The organism is Methanosarcina sp. DH1 (genome assembly GCF_020804205.1).
GTDB lineage: Archaea > Halobacteriota > Methanosarcinia > Methanosarcinales > Methanosarcinaceae > Methanosarcina > Methanosarcina vacuolata.
Genome location: NZ_WJBJ01000001.1, coordinates 109,596 through 130,060 on the forward strand (window position 1 = coordinate 109,596; position 20,465 = coordinate 130,060).

At 40.7% G+C, this 20,465-nt stretch carries 16 protein-coding genes and 2 pseudogenes; 15 read left to right on the plus strand and 3 right to left on the minus strand.

The genetic code is table 11. The features are described from left to right. Window positions 1–723: 723 nt before the first annotated feature. The 11 genes and pseudogenes from FXW07_RS00425 (at window position 724) to FXW07_RS00475 (ending at window position 10,322) form a co-directional block, all read left to right on the plus strand. A pseudogene (locus FXW07_RS00425) lies at window positions 724–1,261 on the plus strand (transposase). Window positions 1,262–1,693: 432 nt separating this feature from the next. Beyond that, entirely contained in the window at window positions 1,694–3,103 is a 1,410-nt protein-coding gene (gene atpD, locus FXW07_RS00430; RefSeq protein ID WP_346655612.1) for a F0F1 ATP synthase subunit beta, read from the plus strand. Continuing rightward, a complete protein-coding gene (locus tag FXW07_RS00435) occupies window positions 3,100–3,609 on the plus strand; it encodes a F0F1 ATP synthase subunit epsilon (protein ID WP_229393247.1) in 510 nt (169 codons plus the stop codon). Before atpD ends, FXW07_RS00435 begins: the two co-directional genes overlap by 4 nt. Beyond that, window positions 3,602–3,940 (plus strand): AtpZ/AtpI family protein, encoded by a 339-nt coding sequence (locus FXW07_RS00440; RefSeq protein ID WP_229393249.1) that lies wholly within the window; start codon window positions 3,602–3,604, stop codon window positions 3,938–3,940. Before FXW07_RS00435 ends, FXW07_RS00440 begins: the two co-directional genes overlap by 8 nt. Beyond that, window positions 3,933–4,247 carry an ATP synthase subunit I gene (locus FXW07_RS00445; RefSeq protein ID WP_229393250.1) on the plus strand — a complete coding sequence of 105 codons (315 nt, stop codon included), beginning with the start codon at window positions 3,933–3,935 and terminating at the stop codon, window positions 4,245–4,247. Before FXW07_RS00440 ends, FXW07_RS00445 begins: the two co-directional genes overlap by 8 nt. Continuing rightward, entirely contained in the window at window positions 4,237–4,926 is a 690-nt protein-coding gene (locus tag FXW07_RS00450) for a F0F1 ATP synthase subunit A (protein WP_229393252.1), read from the plus strand. Before FXW07_RS00445 ends, FXW07_RS00450 begins: the two co-directional genes overlap by 11 nt. Window positions 4,927–4,962: 36 nt before the next feature. Continuing rightward, on the plus strand, window positions 4,963–5,238 hold the full coding sequence (locus tag FXW07_RS00455; protein WP_197078757.1) for a F0F1 ATP synthase subunit C: 276 nt from the start codon (window positions 4,963–4,965) through the stop codon (window positions 5,236–5,238). A 19-nt stretch (window positions 5,239–5,257) separates the two neighbouring features. Further along, complete coding sequence (locus tag FXW07_RS00460) at window positions 5,258–6,334, plus strand: F0F1 ATP synthase subunit B (RefSeq protein ID WP_229393254.1); 1,077 nt, start codon at window positions 5,258–5,260, stop codon at window positions 6,332–6,334. Between the two features lie 107 nt (window positions 6,335–6,441). Beyond that, window positions 6,442–8,070 (plus strand): alternate F1F0 ATPase, F1 subunit alpha, encoded by a 1,629-nt coding sequence (locus FXW07_RS00465; protein ID WP_229393256.1) that lies wholly within the window; start codon window positions 6,442–6,444, stop codon window positions 8,068–8,070. After that, complete coding sequence (locus tag FXW07_RS00470; RefSeq protein WP_229393258.1) at window positions 8,067–8,972, plus strand: F0F1 ATP synthase subunit gamma; 906 nt, start codon at window positions 8,067–8,069, stop codon at window positions 8,970–8,972. Before FXW07_RS00465 ends, FXW07_RS00470 begins: the two co-directional genes overlap by 4 nt. 270 nt (window positions 8,973–9,242) lie before the next feature. After that, window positions 9,243–10,322, plus strand: coding sequence for a hypothetical protein (locus FXW07_RS00475; RefSeq protein WP_229393259.1), 1,080 nt, complete (start codon window positions 9,243–9,245; stop codon window positions 10,320–10,322). 887 nt (window positions 10,323–11,209) lie between these two features. Here the strand turns inward: FXW07_RS00475 and FXW07_RS00480 are convergent. After that, window positions 11,210–11,548 (minus strand): hypothetical protein, encoded by a 339-nt coding sequence (locus FXW07_RS00480; RefSeq protein WP_229393260.1) that lies wholly within the window; start codon window positions 11,546–11,548, stop codon window positions 11,210–11,212. 234 nt (window positions 11,549–11,782) lie between these two features. On the opposite strand from FXW07_RS00480, the pseudogene FXW07_RS00485 reads away from it, so the two are divergent. Together FXW07_RS00485 and FXW07_RS00490 are read left to right on the plus strand one after the other, a co-directional pair. Beyond that, window positions 11,783–12,143, plus strand: a pseudogene (locus FXW07_RS00485) (IS1 family transposase); the annotation flags it as partial. A 547-nt stretch (window positions 12,144–12,690) separates the two neighbouring features. Next, window positions 12,691–13,809, plus strand: a complete 1,119-nt coding sequence (locus FXW07_RS00490) for a hypothetical protein (RefSeq protein ID WP_229393261.1) — start codon at window positions 12,691–12,693, stop codon at window positions 13,807–13,809. Window positions 13,810–14,186: 377 nt separating this feature from the next. Here FXW07_RS00490 and FXW07_RS00495 read toward each other — a convergent pair whose 3' ends face one another. Together FXW07_RS00495 and glgP are read right to left on the minus strand one after the other, a co-directional pair. Beyond that, window positions 14,187–15,587 carry a tripartite tricarboxylate transporter permease gene (locus FXW07_RS00495; RefSeq protein ID WP_229393262.1) on the minus strand — a complete coding sequence of 467 codons (1,401 nt, stop codon included), beginning with the start codon at window positions 15,585–15,587 and terminating at the stop codon, window positions 14,187–14,189. Window positions 15,588–16,130: 543 nt separating this feature from the next. After that, the gene (gene glgP, locus FXW07_RS00500) at window positions 16,131–17,807 is read right to left on the minus strand and encodes an alpha-glucan family phosphorylase (protein ID WP_229393263.1); all 1,677 of its coding nucleotides are present in this window, start codon (window positions 17,805–17,807) and stop codon (window positions 16,131–16,133) included. Between the two features lie 520 nt (window positions 17,808–18,327). Here glgP and FXW07_RS00505 point away from each other — a divergent pair. Next, a complete protein-coding gene (locus FXW07_RS00505) occupies window positions 18,328–19,317 on the plus strand; it encodes a GAF domain-containing protein (RefSeq protein WP_048156015.1) in 990 nt (329 codons plus the stop codon). Between the two features lie 520 nt (window positions 19,318–19,837). After that, the coding region (locus tag FXW07_RS00510; protein WP_229393264.1) for a PAS domain-containing protein at window positions 19,838–20,465 on the plus strand (628 nt) is incomplete at its 3' end.

Consider the following 20,465-nt stretch of genomic DNA (forward strand, 5'->3'; position numbering starts at 1 on the left):
ATAAAATCAACAGTTGGTCAGAAATTTCGGTCTCCAAAAAAAAATTTTTCCCATAGTTCCGTAACCATTTACTGAGATTTTTGCTTTACCATTTTGTTTAATTCCATTTAATCCTATTCTACCCGAATTGATATATAGCCTAAATCACCGAAAATTTAAATTTAGCCGGATATCGTAATTCTGGACAGGGGATTACATAAGTCTGGAGTGCAGGCATAAATTTAAAGTGTATCCCGAGATTATAACTTTTTCTATAATCTTGGGTAGTTTGTCGAAAACTCTCCTACACATAATCCAAGATATTGCTTTAGCAGGCTTTCTTCAAATGTCTTGACTTAAGCCTGTATCTGGTATCCTGGAACACAGAGTTATAGGTAAAGTCAGATAAATGCTTTTCCCGAGATATCTTATCAATTAAAGAAACCATAAGACAGATTCCTAAATTCGAGAGCTTACAGACCCTTTTCCGATATGCTATACCTGAAAACCGAGTAGGAAAGGAAAACGATGATAAAGGCAGAAAAACGGATATAAATGTAGAAAATGGCAAATAAATGCAAAATAACGGAGTTAAAGGCAGAAAAATGGGGGAAATACAGAAAAAAGGAGATAAAGATAAAATGGCTCTTTTTTAATTAATATATGAAAGTTATTATACTGATTTTGTTATATAAACAAGTATCATATTATTTAGTACAGATAACTGCAGGAGTTTGATATCCCATTTCTAAAAAAGTGTTTGAAATACTTTTAAATGTCAAAGAACCTTGGCAAATAACCAATACTTAATTTGATTTAACATCTGAAAAACTTAATATTTGGCTTGATTTTAAACGTGTTTCCAAATTTCCCTGCCCTAAGTGTGAAACCAGACTGCTCAGCTTATGATACTAAGGAAAAAGTGTTACGGCACAGTAACTACTTTCAATATTCTGCATATTTACACTGTAGAATTCCAGGAATAAGTTGTAGTAATTGTGGAGTTCTCCAAATAAAAGTTCCATGGGCTCGCGAAAAATGATATTTTTGGGCAACTCATAACAGATTAAAGGCAATAATTGAGGTTGCTAAAACCGTTAAAAGTCATAGGAATGGAATTCTAAACTACTTTGATTCCAGGGTCACTAACGGAGTTGTGGAAGGTATTAATAGTATTGTACAGTTGGTAAAAAGACATGCAAGAGGGTATAGAAACACTAAGTATTTTGTTACTATGATTTATCCAAAATCAGGAAAGTTAAATTTCAAACTACCCCTATGAAATGATGAAGAGCCAAAAACATCAATCTAATAAAGAGTGACCATCTTAGATTTCGCGAGAAATATAAAAAAGATATTAGAGTCAAATTAATATATTGAAATGATATATTTCTTTATGGAAAAGGGGAAACAAAGTAATAAAGAATTCGCTGGTAAAATGGGGTTTATAAGGCACTGTAAAGACACTATGAAGACACTGTAAAGACGCTATGAAGACACTGTAAAGACACTATGAAGACACTGTAATGATTTCATTACAAAAACAATAATTGAAAATCGATTCAATTCCATGTTTTCTTTAGCGTTTCCTGATCACTGTGGACTTTGTGAATGAGGCAGTCGGAGTTTTCACTACATTCTTAGTTCTTATGACCCAGGTCTCAGGAAAAGGGAACTCCAAAACTGAATCTGATGCAAGCTTGGGGGAGCTGTTATATTGGCAGATAGAAGGCTCTTGAATCTCGGTACTGTCATCTCGGTGCGCGGCAGCATTGTAGATGTATTGTTCGAGAAGCACCTGCCACCTGTGTATACAATGCTACGTGCAGGAAAGGAAAGCCAGATTGCCATAGAGGTTTTGACCCAGCTTGACGCTCATCGTGTCCGCGGAATTGCTCTGACTCCTACCGAAGGACTTGCTCGAGGCATGGCAGCGGAAGATACGGGTGGGCCTTTGAAGGCGCCTGTTGGTAGGCAAATTCTTTCGCGAATGTTCGATGTGTTTGGAAATACCATAGACCGCAGGCAACCTCTGTCTGATATCCAGTGGCGCTCAATCCATCAAGCCCCACCACCGCTGATGCGTCGATCCACTACGTCTGAAATCTTCGAGACTGGAATCAAAGCTATAGATGTGCTGGTACCGCTTGAACGCGGAGGTAAAGCAGGTCTGTTCGGAGGAGCGGGCGTTGGCAAGACAGTGCTGCTAACCGAAATGATTCACAACGTAGTCAAACAACACCAGGGAGTGAGCATATTTTGCGGAATCGGCGAGCGTTGTCGAGAAGGGGAAGAACTTTATCGTGATATGAAAGACGCGGGTGTGCTTCCGAATACGGTTATGGTATTCGGCCAGATGAACGAGCCACCAGGCGCCCGTTTTCGGGTAGGGCATACGGCGCTGACAATGGCAGAGTACTTCAGGGACGACGAACACCGGGATGTGCTGCTGCTTATAGATAATATTTTCAGGTTTATTCAGGCCGGTTCCGAAGTATCCGGTTTGATGGGGCAGATGCCTTCACGCCTGGGATATCAGCCGACATTGGGAACTGAATTATCCGAGTTAGAAGAGCGCATATCTACCACCGATGCCGGAGCTATAATGTCGATTCAGGCGGTTTATGTTCCTGCTGACGATTTCACTGACCCTTCGGCTGTGCATACATTTTCACATCTCTCGGCATCAATTGTCCTTTCTCGCAAGAGGGCAAGCGAGGGGCTTTATCCGGCTATTGACCCTTTGCAGTCAAACTCCAAAATGGCCACACCTGGCATTATTGGTGAAAGGCATTATCGCCTGGCCCAGGAAATCAGGCAGACGCTTGCGCAATACTCAGAACTCAAGGATATTATCTCAATGCTTGGCCTGGAGCAGCTATCGTCTGAGGACCGCAATGTGGTAGCCCGCGCTCGCCGCCTGGAACGTTTCCTGACTCAGCCGTTTTTCACCACTGAACAGTTCACAGGTATTAAAGGCAAATCCGTCAGTCTTTCAGATGCGCTCGACGGCTGCGAACGTATCTTGCGTGATGAATTCAAAGAATACCCTGAAGGCGACCTTTACATGATCGGAACAATTGACGAAGCAATATCCAGAAAATCAAGCCGGGAAAAATCATGAATTCAGAACTCATGAATTCAGAACTCATGAATTCAGAACTCATGAACGCAGGACTCTTGAATTCAAGACTCATGAATTCAGAACTCATGAACGCAGGACTCTTGAATTCAAGACTCATGAATCTTACGATTCTTCTGCCTTTCCAGGTCTTTGCCGAAAAAAAAGGCGTATCACGCATAGTCGCAGAAGGCCGCAAGGGCTCATTTGGGCTCTTGCCACACCGACTCGATTGTGTTGCGGCTCTGGAGCCTGGAATTCTGACATACGAAACCGAATCCGAGGGCGAGGTTTATGTGGCAGTCGATGAAGGCGTACTCATTAAGACCGGTCAGGATGTACTTGTCTCTGTACGTGATGCCATTTTCGGGACAGACTTAAGCCAATTACAAGAGGCTGTAGAGAAAGAGTTTTTGACCTTAGATGAAAACGAGCAAAAAATTCGTTCGGTAATGGTAAAATTGGAAACCGGGCTTATACGCCGCTTAGCGGAGTTTCGGAATGTCTGACAAACTATCAGAGAAACCTTTGGAGGACGAATCACCTCTGGCCCGTCAGGTTGGGACAAAAGCTGAACGCAAACTCAGGGCACAACGTCATGTGGACAGGACTATCTGGCTTGGTTTAGGCATGATGGGACTCATAGGCTGGTCGGTAGCAATTCCAACTTTAATTGGGGCTGCAATCGGGCTCTGGTTAGATAAACACTATCCAGAAAGCTTTTCCTGGACACTCACAATGCTGATCATCGGCCTTTTTATCGGCTGCTTGAATGCATGGCACTGGGTAGCCAAAGAGCGCCAGAAAATGCAGGAGGAACAGGAGGATTACAATGAATGAAATATTGCATCTTTTCTTGTCTCTGATAGCTGGTTTTCTGCTTGGAGCTGTTTTCTTCGGCGGGCTCTGGTGGACGGTTCGGAAAGGACTTTCATCCAGAAAGCCTGCGTTCTGGTTCCTCGGCAGCCTGTTGATACGGACCAGCATTGTCATAGCTGGACTCTACTTTGTCTCGGATAGCCATTGGGAGAGATTACTAACATGCCTGTTTGGGTTTTTTGTTATGCGCCATATAATAGTCAGGCTTACCAGACTGCCAGATGAAGATTCAAACCAATTGACAAAGGAGGCCAGTAATGCGACTTAGCCCTGATGAGCTGATTTTCTGGCAGTACGGCTTTATCAAACTCAATGCCACGATTGTATACACCTGGGGACTTATGCTGGTAATGGTAATTGGTTCAAAAATCATTACCAGTAAACTCTCTACTGGTCTGGAACGTTCACGCTGGCAAAATATTCTGGAAATTATTGTCACAGGCATCCTGGAACAAATTGAGGACGTTGGCCTGGATCATCCGAGGAAATATCTAGGCTTTTTGGGCACGGTCTTCCTGTTAATCGCTGTAGCCAATCTCTGCATCATAATCCCAGGCTATGAACCGCCAACAGGATCTCTCTCTACTACGGCTGCTCTTGCGTTATGTGTGTTTGTAGCCGTGCCACTTTTCGGCATCGAAGAACAGGGAGTTGGTAACTACCTTAAGACGTACACAGAGCCGACAATAATCATGCTGCCATTTAATATTATAAGTGAAATCTCACGCACGTTAGCTCTTGCAATCCGTCTGTTCGGCAACATTATGAGCGGCTCGATGATCGTTGCCATTTTGCTTACCATCACACCGTTCATCTTTCCGGATCTCATGATAGCACTTGGTCTGCTCGTTGGCATGGTGCAGGCCTATATATTCAGTATCCTGGCTACGGTTTACATTACTGCCGCCACGAGGACCAGCAAATCCAGAAGTGAAACTGGACAATAAGAACTGAATAGCAACTCTAACAACGGAAGGAGCACTATGGCTTTGGACACCTATACAACCATAATCGCGGTGGCATCAATCGCCACTTCTGGCATCACAATAGGCATTGGGGTTATCGGACCCGCAATTGGTGAAGGGCGAGCTGTTGCGACTGCCCTGAGCTCACTGGCACAGCAACCCGACGCTTCGGCGACCATTACCAGGACGCTGTTCGTTGGCCTTGCTATGATTGAGTCTCTGTCTATCTATTGTTTCGTTGTCTCAATGATTCTCATTTTTGCCAACCCGTTCTGGAACCGTGCACTTGCCTGAAATAGAGAGGAAATAGCCTATGCTGATCGATTGGTTCACCGTCATTGCGCAGGTAGTCAACTTCCTCATCCTGGTGTGGTTGTTGAAGCGTTTTCTTTACAAACCGATACTCAACGCAGTCGACGCACGCGAGAAGAAGGTCGCAGATGAACTTAAGAATGCGGATGCAAAAGAAGCAGAAGCTCAAAAAGAGAAAGAAGAATTCAAGCGTAAGAACGAGGAATTCGACCAGCAGCGCAATGCTCTCTTGAACAAGGCAAAGGAAGAAGCACAGGCTGAACGTCAGCGGCTTTTTGAAAATGTGAGGGAAGAAGCCTCCGATTTGAGAGTAAAACAACAGGAGGCATTAAGGAACGAAGGACAGAACTTAAGTCAGGAAATCGGCCGCCGGACACAACAGGAAGTATTTAACATAGCTCAAAAAGTACTGGCCGATCTGGCTGAAACCAGTCTGGAAGAACGCACAGTTAACGTGTTTGTCCAAAGGCTGCGCAGCCTGAAAGATAATGAAAAGAAGCAGTTAGCTTCAGCGCTCAGTACATCACCAGGTCAGGTGCTCATTCGTACTGCATTTGATCTTCCACAAGCACAGCGTGATTCTATTAAAAAGACGATTAAAGAAACTCTTGGCATAGAAATTCAACCCAGGTTTGAGACTGAACCAGACCTTGTCAGTGGTATCGAATTAAACACAGACGGACAAAAAGTTGCGTGGAGCATTGCGGATTATCTTACATCGATGCAAAAAAGTATAGACGAACTGCTGAAAGAGCAGCCTGAGAGTAAAGCCAAACCCGAGCCTCAAACCAAAAATAACAAACCCATATCGGAAAGCGGACCCGAGGCTGAACAGGAGCCTGGAGCTGAGACTAACAAACCCAGATCGAAAACTGAATCCGAAGTTGAAAACAGATCTGAAACTGATTCTAATGCCCGGATCGAAAAAGATTCAGAGACTGAACAAGAATCTGATGTAAAACAAGATCCAGAGTTTAAACAAGATTCAGAGACTGAACAAGAACCTGATATAAAACAAGATTCAGAGTTTAAACAAGAGTCTGAGGCTGAACAAGAACCTGATGCAAAAAAAGTCTGAGGCTAAGCAAGAGTCAGAGTTTACACATCAATCTGGAAGTAAGTCCAAATCTGTGGCTAAGCAGGAGATTAATCCCAAACCAGAGCCCACATGAAGAGCAAGTTAACATGGAACCTAAAAGTCTTAAAGATGTTTTCGACAAAGTTTTCACCGAAATACACCAGGCCAGGGAATCAGTGACTCCTACGCTCATCCCGAAGGAGGTGGGCAGAATTTTGACAGTTTCGACAGGTATCGCAAATATATCTGGCCTTCCTACTGTGGGTTTTGATGAACTTATAAAGTTTCCAGGGGATTTGTTTGGGATCGCGTTTAATGTTGATGAAAAAGAAATCGGTACCGTTCTACTGGGCGAATACTCACATCTGCATGCCGGAGATCAGGTTGAACGCACTGGACGGGTTATGGATGTTGCTGTAGGCGAAGAATTGCTTGGGCGAGTTATTGACCCGCTAGGCCGTCCACTTGATAATAAAGGACCAATAGTTTCCAGTAAACGCTTGCCTATTGAACGGCACAGTCCTGCAATTATGGATCGAGCTCCTGTTACCGTACCTCTCCAGACCGGTGTTAAAGTTATTGATGCGTTAATCCCGATAGGGCGCGGTCAGAGAGAATTGATTTTAGGGGACCGCCAGACTGGCAAAACTGCAATTGCAATCGATACTATTCTCAACCAGCGCAATTTTAACGTCCTGTGCGTTTATTGTGCCATTGGTCAGCGTGCATCAGCAGTTGCCAGAGCAGTGGCAAACTTACGGGAAAGGGGCGCAATGGATTACACGATTGTTGTTGTAACTGAAGGCAATGACCCGTCAGGGCTAATCTATATTGCTCCTTATGCTGCGACCAGCATTGCAGAGTATTTTATGGAAGCAGGTCGAGACGTGCTGATTGTTTACGATGACTTAACCAATCATGCACGCGCCTATCGAGAACTTTCCCTTTTACTTCGTCGGCCTCCGGGAAGGGAAGCATATCCTGGCGACATCTTTTATATTCATTCACGACTGCTGGAGCGGTCTACGCACCTGCTCAAAGAACTTGGTGGCGGATCACTAACTGCTCTTCCCATTATCGAAACCGAAGCGCAGAATATTTCCGCCTATATTCCAACTAATCTGATTTCAATTACGGATGGGCAGATTTACCTCTCACCTTCGCTTTTTGAATTGGGTGTGCTGCCTGCAGTTGATGTCGGCAAATCCGTTTCTCGAGTAGGCGGTAAAGCACAGCTTGCTGCCTATAGAGCAGTGGCTGGAGACCTCAAGCTTGCCTATTCACAATTTGAAGAACTCGAAGCGTTTACCCGTTTCGGTGCAAGGCTAGATGAAAATACACGGAAGCTCATTGAGCATGGGAGGCGGATCCGTGCCCTCCTGAAGCAGCCTCAAAACTCTCCAGTACCCGTACCCGATCAGATTGTTATTCTTCTTGCATTGAACTCAAAGCTCTTTGACAATATACCACTTGACAAAATGGTAGAGGCTGAAAGCTCCCTGCGTAAGGCAGTACCAGATATTCCTGCAGACGTGCGCGATCGGTTCAAAGGCGACAAAGAATTGAGCGACGAGGACCGCGAGACCATCCTTGATATTGCCCGTAAAGCACTGGAACCTTACCAGCCAAACCCTGAATCCAAACCGAAGCCGGAAGCTAAAACTGAGGAAAAATTAAGTAAGTCCGAAGCCCAGACTAAAAGTAAGTCCGAGCCGGAGGCTAAGGATAAATCATGACCGAAAACACTCAGAGTCTGCGCACAAAGATTGATAGAGCAAAAGATCTGCAGTCTGTCGTCCGCACGATGAAAGCCCTGGCAGCCTCGAATATAGGGCAATATGAAAAATCAGTGATTGCGTTATCTGACTATTATCACACAGTAGAACTGGGTTTGGGCTTATGTTTCAGGAAAATTGCACTTATGCCAGCTCCGCAAGAAGGAAAAGGACAAAAGAATACACGCCTTATAGGGGCTGTCGTTTTCGGTTCAGATCAGGGGCTTGTGGGTCAGTTTAATGATATAATTACCGGTCATGCGGTCGGGGAACTGAAAACTTTGCCAGGTAAAGCTCAGGTCTGGGCTGTAGGAGAGCGTGTTTATTCGCGCCTGACAGACGAGGGCCTGGCGCCGATCGGACTTTTTAATGTGCCAAACTCGGTTAAGGCAATTACCCCTCTTATAGCCCAAATTCTTGTGGAAAATGAGAAACTACGCAGCCAGGATGAAGATGCCGAACTCTATCTATATTACAACCGCCACAAAACCAGAGTTACCTACGAGCCGGTTAGCCAGCGGTTGCTTCCATTTGATGAAACCTGGAGAGATGACCTGACCAAACTTTCCTGGCCAACCAAAAACTTGCTGCCTGAGGTAATGGGCGATATCACAGAGACCTTACGGGCACTCATCCGCGAGTACCTTTTCGTTTCGCTTTTTAGGGCATGTGCCGAGTCCCTTGCAAGTGAAAATTCTAGTCGACTGGCAGCAATGCAACGTGCCGATAAAAACATTGAGGAGCTGCTTAATAATCTCAGTGGAGAATACTACCGTGTGCGCCAGAGCGGCATTGATGAAGAGTTGTTTGAAGTTGTTTCAGGGTTTGAAGCTCTGTCCAGGTCCCATGGATCTCATCGGTGAAAATGCAAAATACCGGCAGTGGTTCAGATAAAATTATAAATTCGAAAAATGAGTTTTGTGAGGGGCAAAATGAGGAAACTGCTTATAAAATAAGTGAAGGCCATCATATTAATGGAAGCGATTTATGAAATTTTGGGAAAGTATTTTTAAATAAAATAGTTTTTAGGTCTGAAAAATCTCAAGTTTTCCTGAGTATCTCTAAGTTTGTCTGGGAAATCTCACATTTAACTATTTAGATAATTATATATCTTTTTACAAAAATTATATATTATGAGCTGGTATGCGATAGGTGCAGTAGACAGAGCTATCTCAAGAACAAGAGAAGCTCTTCTTGAACCTTTTGATTTCTGGAAATGGGTAAAACTCGCAATCATCATTTTTCTGTTAGGCGGGGTTTCGAGTTATGGAAATACGAGCAACTACAATATAGGTTCAGAAGACTTAAAAAATAATTTTCCGTATATTGAGCCTGGTCAGATGCCTGATCTTCCTTTTGACCACAGTATTGCTTTCGGATATATTTATCAGGTGCCACAAATGGCAACTGTAGCCGCATTAATAATTTTCCTTATTCTCCTGGTCTTGATTTTTTCGTACATTTCCAGTATTATGGAGTTTGTTTTTGTGGAATCTCTTGTACGAAATGAAGTAAAATTCTGGGCTTATTCAAGAAAGTTTCTGGGAAAAGGATTCCGCCTCCTGCTTGTGCGCTTAGCTATTTGGCTGGTATTTCTCGCGCTCTTCGGAATATCCCTTCTTCCTCTTATACCCCTTATTCGTGAAGTACCCTCAGACTTTTCTTTGCCTGCCAGTCTCGGAGGAATTCTCTGGGTTGTTGGTGTAATTATTTTGCTAATTCTGCTCGCACTTGCAATAGATTCCCTTTTAAGCCTTGCAATCCCACTTGCCATTTACCGGAATAAAGGAATTCTTTCGGCTTTCAAGCTTGTTCTCGGAAATTTCAGGAAAAGCTGGCGCGAAGTTATGGTTTACTGGTTTGTCAGGTTACTGCTCGATATAGGAATCACAATTCTTGCAATTTTCCTTTTTGTACTGGTGGTACTGGTTTTAGGGCTTGCTTTCCTTATTTTTGACGTGGCTCTGTACCTCCTCTTTTCGTCCCTGTTATCGGACTTTCTTCTCTGGCTACTCCTGATTCCCTTTATCGTTATAGAACTGATTTTGGTTATGGGAACGCTGTTTTTCCTCGGTGTACCCCTTTCTGTTTTCCTTAAATACCATCTGTTAAGTTTTCTTGAAGCCTGGTATGAAAACGCAGAAATTCCTTTCTTTGATGCTCCTGCTCTGGAACCTGAATTTAAGGTTGATGAACCTGAACCAAGTTTTTGAGCTAAAAAGAAATAAAGAAATAAATTATAAAATAAAGAAATAAATTATAAAATAAAGAAATAAATTATAAAATAAAGAAATAAATTATAAAATAAAGAAATAAATTATAAAATAAAGAAATAAATTATAAAATAAAGAAATAAATTATAAAATAAAGAAATAAATTATAAAATAAAGAAATAAATTATAAAATAAAGAAAGAAATAATAAAATAAATAAAGAAATAATAAAGAAATAAATAATAAATAAAGAAAAAAATAATAGAATAAAGAAAGAAATTAAGTTCAGGATATTGAGCTAAGTTTCTGAACGAAAAGGAAAAGTTCAGGGCTCTGAGCTTGTTTTGCCCCGGATGGGAAGAGCTCAGGGTTCTGAATCATTGTTCCAGCCGACTTTATAGTTAAGGATCAATATTTTTTCCCAATCTCAAGTGGAAGGTTAACCACCGAAAGCGAGGAAAACATAGAATAAAGGAAATAGGGGTACAATTCTTCCGTTAAAGATGGGCCATCTAAGTACTTGAACTTACTTTATAACCACGGAAGACACGAAAGATTCGATTGATGTTTTAAAACACCTGAATGTCAGCAGTTCCTTTAAACCCATATTGAGTCCAGAATTCCTGTTTATCTTGCAGGTGTACTTTTGCATTCACCTCTTCTTTCATCTTTGTACCTCTTAATCCTCCGTGACTTCTAATTAAATTTAATAGCAATAAATTGACAACTAAAAATTTAATAATTATATATTTAATGTTACAAAAGTTAATAACTGAAAAACTAACCTTTCCTGCAAAATGCTCTTTGTCAGGTATGCAAAGCTGATGGAGTTTCTTTTTTCACATGAAATCCTGGAGATAATGATAAATTGACGGGTTCAGTTTTCGCTCAGCAAAACTGTGCCCAATATCGGTGTGCTTTGACGTAACTTCCCCATAGCACGAAATCGTTCCATTCTTCAAGGTCTATTTCTGCTTTCCTTAAATAGATCATATTCTGAAAAGTTGAAAAGTCCATGTCGTATTTCTGCTTCATTTCAGCTATTTTCTTGTCGTAGTAACCGGTTTTTTGTTCAGCTTTGTTGTGCACAAAACCCTGTAAAATTTTTTGTTCGTCTTTGTTTAAACCGATTTTAGCCATACTATCTATAGGCTCAAGGATTTTTCCAGGCATTTTTACATAACGACCATAATGACAATACTCAATGGTTTCCCCCAATATTACCACCTATTATTATTCTGTCCCTTTCATTTAAATGTATTTGTGTGCTTACTCGCTTTTTAAGTAACGCTCCCTGGAGTTAAACAAAAATATACTTAGAAACTAGGAATATTCCTTATAATTATACATATTAATGTTTTATACATTGTTTTTTTGTTGAATTTATGTATTTAAATATTTATAAAGTTTGTGGAAAAATCAGTAGATATTATAGAAATCCTGACACCCAGAAATTCAAGCATGTGGATAGCTTTTGTACTAAGTTATAGACTAATACTTGACTTGTAATAAGACCCAGAAAACAGTATGTTGGGGATAAGTTAGGTGAGTTAGTTAAAAAACATCCGATAAAATCCCTTGTTGTCACAGGTGGGTTGAACTTTTATAGAGAAGCTCTTTTGAAACATTTTGGAGTTTTGGGGTAGTCAAAATAAGAACAAATGGAGTACCTAAAAAAGTCAAGAAGACCACTATCTTTGGAAAAGCCCTTGAACAGAGCGAAATCTCAACAACTCTACTCGAAAGACAAAAACTGACTTTTAGGCAGGACAACAACAGAGTTTCAAGAAAAACAATAGAGTTTTCAAAGGCGAAAGGCTGGCATCCAGGTGTTTTAAAAACATCAATTGAATAAAGGTGGACCATCTATTTTTATGGGGGGCAGAATAAAATGGAAAGTTTTATAGATTCTTTGAACAACTAAATTATTCAATCTATATTTTTTGAAAAATACTATAAAGGACGAAAATATAATGAAAACAAAAAAATCATGCCTGGTTGTTTTAGCTTCAGCCATCTTTCTATTGCTATTTATTATGTTTTCATCTACTGCATTAGTAGCAACTCAAAGTTCTTCTTCCACGATATGTGCATAAATATCTAAGTTCCGTTGCAAAAAATCCAGCTTTGTTACAAGATCAGTGAAAATTTTCACAACTAGGAAAGTTAATCAATCTCACCACGGAGAAGATGATACACAAAAGTGTGAATTATAGTATCAAACTGAGGATATTATTATTTTTGCAACAGAGCCTGACCATTGGATCATGTTACTTCATAGCTGGCATGTGTATGTTTTTGTACTTCGTTATAATGCCATCATTCAGCTTATACAAATTATTCAGGACAGATTGAAAACAGGAGTTAAAATGAAACTACCACTAAAAATAACAGGTATCTTCTTAATCTTCGCTCTGCTGACATCGTGTGTAGCAGCAACTGAATCCAAAGATCTCCCGACAAAAGAAGAAATAACTGATTTTATTGCTAGTATACCAGTATCGGATAACTATATTAACACAGTATTTGATGCCGTGAAAGATGAACAGCCTACATGGAACTGTGATACATGGGAAGATAAAAATGGCAATCAGATGCTCAGCTTGTATTATGTAGATCCAGACTCATCAAAAGGATTCGATAGCATATACTTCAATGAGTTAGGGGAAGAGATCTCCATGCGTGGAGTTGAAGTCGATCTGGTAAATAAGTACATAGGAAAGGCTGTTTCTGATGAAAGCAAAGAGGATGTAAAAGAAACTGAGGACGAAGAGGTAAACGATTCGACAACAGAACCTGAAAACATACAAACAGGTGCGGTAAACAATTATGATACAACTATTGTAAACACTTATGATAATTCACAAACTAACACGCAAACAACTACTGTAAACAATTATTATAGTAAAGAACCCGAAAATACACAGGAAGAACCTGAAAACACACAAGAAGAATCTGAAAATACACCAGAAGAAACTGAAGAAACATCAGCCGACCACTCAGAAAAATCTTCTGCAAGTGTTGACCTTCACGGCGAAAAAACATCAGTCCTTAAGGGAGAAGATATCCTGCTCAAGCTTTCAGCCGTGAATTTTATCACAAAACCTACCATGCATGTCCAGGCGATTATTATCCCTCCGTCCGGGATGAGTGTTTCTTCCTCCGAGTTTGTTGAGTCCGGCGCGGGACAGTACACAACTACATATGATATTGAACCCGGCAAGGGAAGGGATATTGAAGTGAGAATTGCAGCCAACCAGGTTGGCGATTTTACTGTCACAGGCAAAGTAGTTTATTATTTTGGAAGTAACAAAGAGGATGGAGAATATTACACGCTCGATCTTCCTATTCATGTAGAAGATTCAACCCCTGAAACACCCGTTTCCGAGGATAAGTCCGTTACCATTCCTATTCCTGATACACCTGGATTTGGAGCGGCAAGCCTTGTAATGATATTGATAATGGTATTTCTTTTAAGAAAGGAGTAAATAAAAACAGTTTAAAGAAATGTATAAGAGTTATTACTCAATTTAGAAAAACTCCTGCATTTCTTTTTTAGAAAAAAGGGAGTTTTTGTGTTTTCAGTTTTTATACAGTTTTCAATATATTATCTCAGGATGGAAATCAACCTATCTCCAGAATTATCAACAATTCTGGCTCAACTTTCAAAGAAACGCTATTTTTGCTTTGATTTTCTCCCAAACGCACATGATATTCTTTGAATAACAGGCACATGATGTAAAATTTTCAAATCGTATTTATCTGACCCCATAGACTTATGGAAAAGCATATATGAAGCTAAAAAAAGCATATATGAGACTGAAAGAAGGAAGTTGGAACTTATACAATTAAAAAAGCTACTTTTTTACAAGAAGTACAGGATCACAGGCAGTAAGATGACTCCCATTGCATGGGATTTTCTGACATTCATAAAGGAGGAGAGCATCCCTATTGGGGTTGAGATCAAAAAAATAAAAAAACCGAAAAGTCCTGTGAACAGATAAACCATTACTCCAAGTCCGATAAGGACACCTGCACAGAGTTTACTGTAGTTAACTTTCTTTAGAAAGAGATGGGCATTGTTTCCTATCCAGATCGTAGAAAAGTAGGAAAAAAGAGCAGTTAATACCATAGCGGCAAAAAAGAGCAGCAGTACAGGTAAATTAAGTGTATTTGTCCCCAAAATAGTTTCTATGGCAACCATTGCTCCACTTCGGGTTCTTCCGATTACTACAAAAGCGACCAGCCCGAAAATAGCATTCGAAGTGTTTACTCCGGAATTTGAAATTATGAATTCCTTAGAGCTCTCAAGCGTTGAAGGGTTACTGGCATAAGGGTCAGAATAAAGGGAGGTTTTTAACCTTCCTAAATCAGGTTCTGAAATTTTTTTCTTAAGCGGAATCCTGTCAAAATCAACTTTTGCAACAAGGCCTGTAAGTAGTGCTGCAATTGCTGAAGAGAGGCCTGGCAGCCATGCAACAAGTGAGCCTGCTGCGCTGCCTGTAAGGATTCCCCTGAGAATTCGTTTTCGAGAAAGCTTGAGTGCCGACACGGACTCCTCGGGAATTTTCGAGCTTGTGAGTAGGCTTATTATTAGTTGGGAAGACCCAAAAAGCCCACTAAGCAGAGGTAGGAGTATCGACGGCTCTCCCAAATTAACAACTGGAACCATAAGAGATTCCCTATCAAAAGCAAAGAGTCCAAGTACGCCTGTGATCAAAAACAAAACCAGAGCAAAAAGTTTGTATTTATATTTTGCAAATGGGCTTTTCTCCTTTGAATCTTCAACGCTTTCACCTTTTTCACTTGCAAGCATTAGAAAGACGATTAAAATAAGAATCAATGCCATATGTGCTTCAACATAAGGATAAATGGCCTTAAAGAAAAGCGAAAACGGAAGTACGAAAATCAGGGACGCAACTACCGAGCCTGCGCTTCCCAGTGCTGAAAGTCGGACTGCTTCGGCTCCTGCTCCGTCAAGCAGAAGCCTGTGCCCTGGCAGGACCATTAACGCAGTATCTCCATCCGGTGCCCCTAAAAACACTGAAGGGATTACGTCATGAAAAGTCTGGGAGACAGCATTTGAGAGAATAATTACAGCAATGTAAAAAGGTGAAAGCCCTTTTTCAGCCAGGAAAGGGGCAAGGGCTATAAGGGCAAGCGCAAAATTATTGTTATGCACTCCAGGCAGGAGCCCTGAGATTATGCCAAGCAGGTAACCTCCTAAAACTGATAAAAAAAGTAAAATTAATGAGATATCTTCCACCCGGCCAACCCTCTGAAACTTAACTAAATTTTTGTAATTTGGATCCAACTTTTGTAAAGATGCATTAGAGATTATACTGCCAACTGTTTAAAAATATATCTAATGACATGTGATTAACTACACTCTATTTCTTTCTGACAAAAGTATTCATAACATTGCCTACGCAATATTTCATCTTCTTAAATTTTAAAATGTAATTGTTACATTCAATTTGAAGATGATGCCAAAAAATGTTGATTTAAGTATGAAAATTTCAAAAAATTAGTTATGAGGAAAGGCGGTAACCAAAGAAATAATGCCTGGTCAGTTCTCATCCACCAAAAAGGGTTTACTAAAATTTTACAGTAGTCTACAAAAAGTAGTCTACAAATATTTGAATCATCTGTATTCCCAAAATTTACCTATAGTCACGCCTGTAATTATTGCAACAAAAAACTTCATTGTGCCTCATTGCAGTTGCGTTATTTAGCTTCGTGACTATATATTCCCAAAATAAGGGAGCCGAAATCATGCTCACAAATTCCTCTGAAAAATCAGAGTACATTACAGATAAGCATGTGTGACGTAACGCCTCATCATTCTGTGGCTATTAAAATAATAAGCTATCATGCCTATGGAATTGTTGATTAGCTTAACCCATTCATCTTTGCGGTCGTAGTACATGGGAACTATAATATAATACAGCTTATTGTAAAGGTCGCTGAGTTCTGCTGCTTTTGCTTCTTCTTCGGAAAGTTTGTCTTCGGGCTGAGGGCCAATTGCCCATCCTGTTACACCTTCAATCCAGCCTTCAATCCACCATCCATCGAGCACGCTGAAGTTTACAACTCCGTTATGGGCAGCTTTCATACCGCTCGTGCCGGAGGCTTCATAAGGGCGGGTTGGTGTGTTCAGCCAGAGATCAACCCCGGAGACCATTTTCGCGGCAAGATCCATATCATAGTTTTCCAGAAAAACAATCTTGATTTCTTTCCTTAAAATTTCAATGTTTTTAAAAATATCTCTGATAAGCTGTTTTCCGGCTCCGTCGTTCGGGTGGGATTTGCCTGCAAAAATAAGTTGAATTTTACCCCGCCTGTTTATTTTTTTGAGCATTTCAAGGTCGGATAGAACCAGGGTTGCCCGCTTGTATGCAGTCATGCGCCGTGCAAAGCCGATTGTCAGGCTCTCATAGTCCATACCCACACCTGTCCTTTTGTTTACTTCATCTATAAGGGCTTTTTTTGCGTTCCAGTGGGCTTCCCATATCTCAGTGTCCGGAATTCCGTCTATCCGTACCAGAAGTTCAGGTTCATTTGCCCAGCCAGGCAGGTAGCGGTCATACAATTTCCTGAAATAAGGAGAAGTCCAGGTATATGAATGGACACCGTTTGTGATCGCCTGAATTTTGTAGCCCGGAAAGAGTTCGCTCGAGATCAGGCTATGTCGTTTTGTGACTCCATTGATATAGTTCGATAGGTTAAGGGCAAAAAGGCTTGTGTTAAAGCGTTCGGCTCCTCCGAATCTCCTGAGGACATCCACACAGTTTTTGTCCCGGATCAGGTCTTCTACAAGCCCGTAATCAAATTTATCATGTCCTGCTTCCACAGGGGTATGTGTTGTAAAAATACAGAGCTCCTTTACTTTCATAGGGTCAATGCCATTACACCTAAGGAGTTCCAGGCCAAGCAGGCTTGAATGGCCTTCGTTCATGTGGTACTTCCGGATTTTGAAGCCCAGTTCATCAAGCATTCTTACTCCCCCGATCCCAAGTACTATTTCCTGCTTGAGCCTGTAGCGCTGGTCTCCCCCATAGAGAAAATCCGTAATTTTGCGGTCTTCCGGGTCATTCCCCTCGACATCAGTATCAAGGAAGATAATGGGTACACAGCCTCCTGTAAGGCTTTTACAATTATACAGCCAGGCCCTGATTTTAACTTCCCTGTTTTGGATTTTTACGCTTACCTCTGCTGTGAGATGTGTCATAAAATGAGCAGGATTCCATTCTTCGGTGTGCTCGATCTGGTTTCCGGAAGAGTCAAGAATTTGTCTGAAATAGCCTTTATTGCTTACCAGTGTTACTGCTACCAGCGGAATATTCAGGTCCGCTGCCGAGCGAATAGTATCCCCTGCAAGTACGCCCAACCCTCCAGCATAAGTAGGGATTTCACTGTTGAGCCCTATTTCCATAGAAAAGTAAGAAATCTTCTGTCCTCTCAATACTCCCTGAAGGTCATCCATATTCTCAACTCGCCTCTTTTTATCTTTCGTAGAGATATATCTAAAAATATATCATCGGTTATATATCAAATTGACCTTGGAAATCATGTAGAAATAGAATTGTACCTGAGGCAGAGAGAATAAGAACCGTTATAAATGTGGATAATAAACAGGTCTATAGTCACGCCTGTAATTGTTGCAACAAAAAAACTTCATTGTACCTCATTGGGCAGTTACATTATTTAGCCTCGTGACCATAGAAATAGAATAGTTAGTAACTAAGTTGTAGTAACTAAATTGGTTGTCAATCTTAATATGATATATATTTTTCTTAAAGGTTTTCTCATATATGTGTATCCTTTTCTATAAAATCATTATGTGGATTCCAATTTTCAAGTCTCTACCTTCTGATGCATTCTAAAACTCAAATAACAAGCTTTTTAATTTATTGCGTACTTCTATATTTGCAAAGCACAAAATGTAAATATCCGAAATTTATTCAAAGCTTCCTGTAAGAGATTTTTAAACTACGGAGAACGGGATGTCCAAAGTGGTTTCGAACTCGGCTAAGAATGGGAATGGCAGGCAGAAAGCCTGTAAATACCTGAATGAAGTAGCTTTATGTAACGCTCTTGAGATGGCGAAAGAGCTGGTCTCGGTAATAAATAAAGTTCCTGTTACGGTTTTTCTCTGGAGGCCGGAGAAGTACTGGCCTGCTGAATTTGTCTCAGAAAACATAAAGAAATTCGAGTATACTGCTGAAGAATTTACATCCGGAAAACTTCTTTATGGCAATATCATACACCCTGATGACCTGGGAATGGTTGAAAGAGAACTCTCAAGGAGAATAGAAGAAGGTTACGTGGACTATTCTCAGGAGTATCGTATCCTGACGAAATCAGGTGAGATACGTTGGGTTGATGAAAGGACTTTCATTGAAGCGGATAAAAATGGAACTGTAAAGTACCTTATGGGAATAGTTATGGATGTTACTGAGCGGAAAAGAAAAGAAAAATTGCTCTACATCCAGAGGGATCTGGGCATTGCACTAAGCACTTCCAGTTCCATGAACGAGACTCTTGAGAAAYTGCTGGATTCCTGCCTYCAGATAGATGAGATCAAYGCTGGAGGAATTTATCTTATCGATGAAGAAACAGGAGATATGACRCTTGCCATTCACCGTGGTTTTTCTCCTAATTTTGTCGAGTATGCCTCCCATTACAGTGCCAATTCCCCTAATACGAAACTTGTTATGATAGGGCAGCCTGTATACAAACAACACATAGACCTTCTTCTCACTTCGAGAGATGACGTACTCAGACATGAAAATCTCAGGGCTACCGCAATTATACCCGTAAAATCAGGAAAAAAAGTTATTGCAGCTTTTTATCTTGCTTCGAGCCTTGAACTTGAGTTTCCAGATAGCGTCCGCACCGCCCTCGAAACTATTGCGACGCAATTCGGAGTTTTTATCTCTCGTATCCGCCTGGAAGAAAAACTAAAAGAATGTAGAAAGAAGACAAAGTCTTAAATAAGATATTTTTTGCTCTTTTCAGGGTGTTCTTTTCAGGAAACAGCAGTTAAGAGGACAAAGACGTATAGGCAAATTCCCTGAAACCTAAAAGATGTCTTCGGATAGAGCATTCACGCATTAGTAAGCCTGTCTTTATGTCTTCTTCAGCTTCTATCAATAACTTTTCAGGAGTTTTATTGGCAAAATAGACAAATTACTTCACTTATTGTAAGTGTACTATTCAAACGTGAAATAAGAAAATAGGTCTATAAATAGAATAGTTATTAACTATACTGGCTATTAATCCAGATGTTATATATATATTTTTCTCTTAAGTTATATCATATCTATGTGCTTTTTTTTGTAAGATCTTTTTATATATTCTCACATTTAAGTCTCTGCATCCTGATACATTTGAAATCTCTATCACAAGCTTTTTAATTTATTGTGTACTTCTATGCTTGCAAAGCAAAAAACGTAAATATCCGAAATGTGTTCAGAGCTTCCTGTAAGAGATTTTTTATCTACGGAGAATGAGATGTTCAAAGTGATTTCAAACTCGGCTAAAAATGGGAATGGTAGGCAGAAAGCCTGTAAATACCTGAATGAATTAGCTTTATGTAATGCTCTTGAGATGGCAAAGGAGCTGATCTCGGTAATAAATAAAGTTCCCGTCACGGTTTTCCTCTGGAGGCCGGAGAAGTACTGGCCTGCCGAGTTTGTCTCAGAAAACATTAAGAAATTCGGGTATACCGTAGAAGAGTTTACATCAGGAAAAGTCATGTATGGCAATATTGTGCATCCTGACGACCTGGAGAGAGTGGAAAGAGAACTCTTAAGAAGGATAGACGAAGATTACGTGGATTTCTCTCAGGAATACCGCATCCTGACAAAATCAGGCGAAGTGCGCTGGGTTGAAGAAAGGACTTTCATTGAAGCCGATGACAATGGAATTGTAAAGTACCTTAAGGGGATAATCCTGGATATCACTGAGCGGAAAAGGAAAGAAAAACTGCTCTACATCCAGAGGGATCTGGGCATTGCACTAAGCACTTCCAGTTCCATGAACGAGACTCTTGAGAAACTGCTGGATTCCTGCCTTCAGATAGATGAGATCAACGCTGGAGGAATTTATCTTATCGATGAAGAAACAGGAGATATGACAC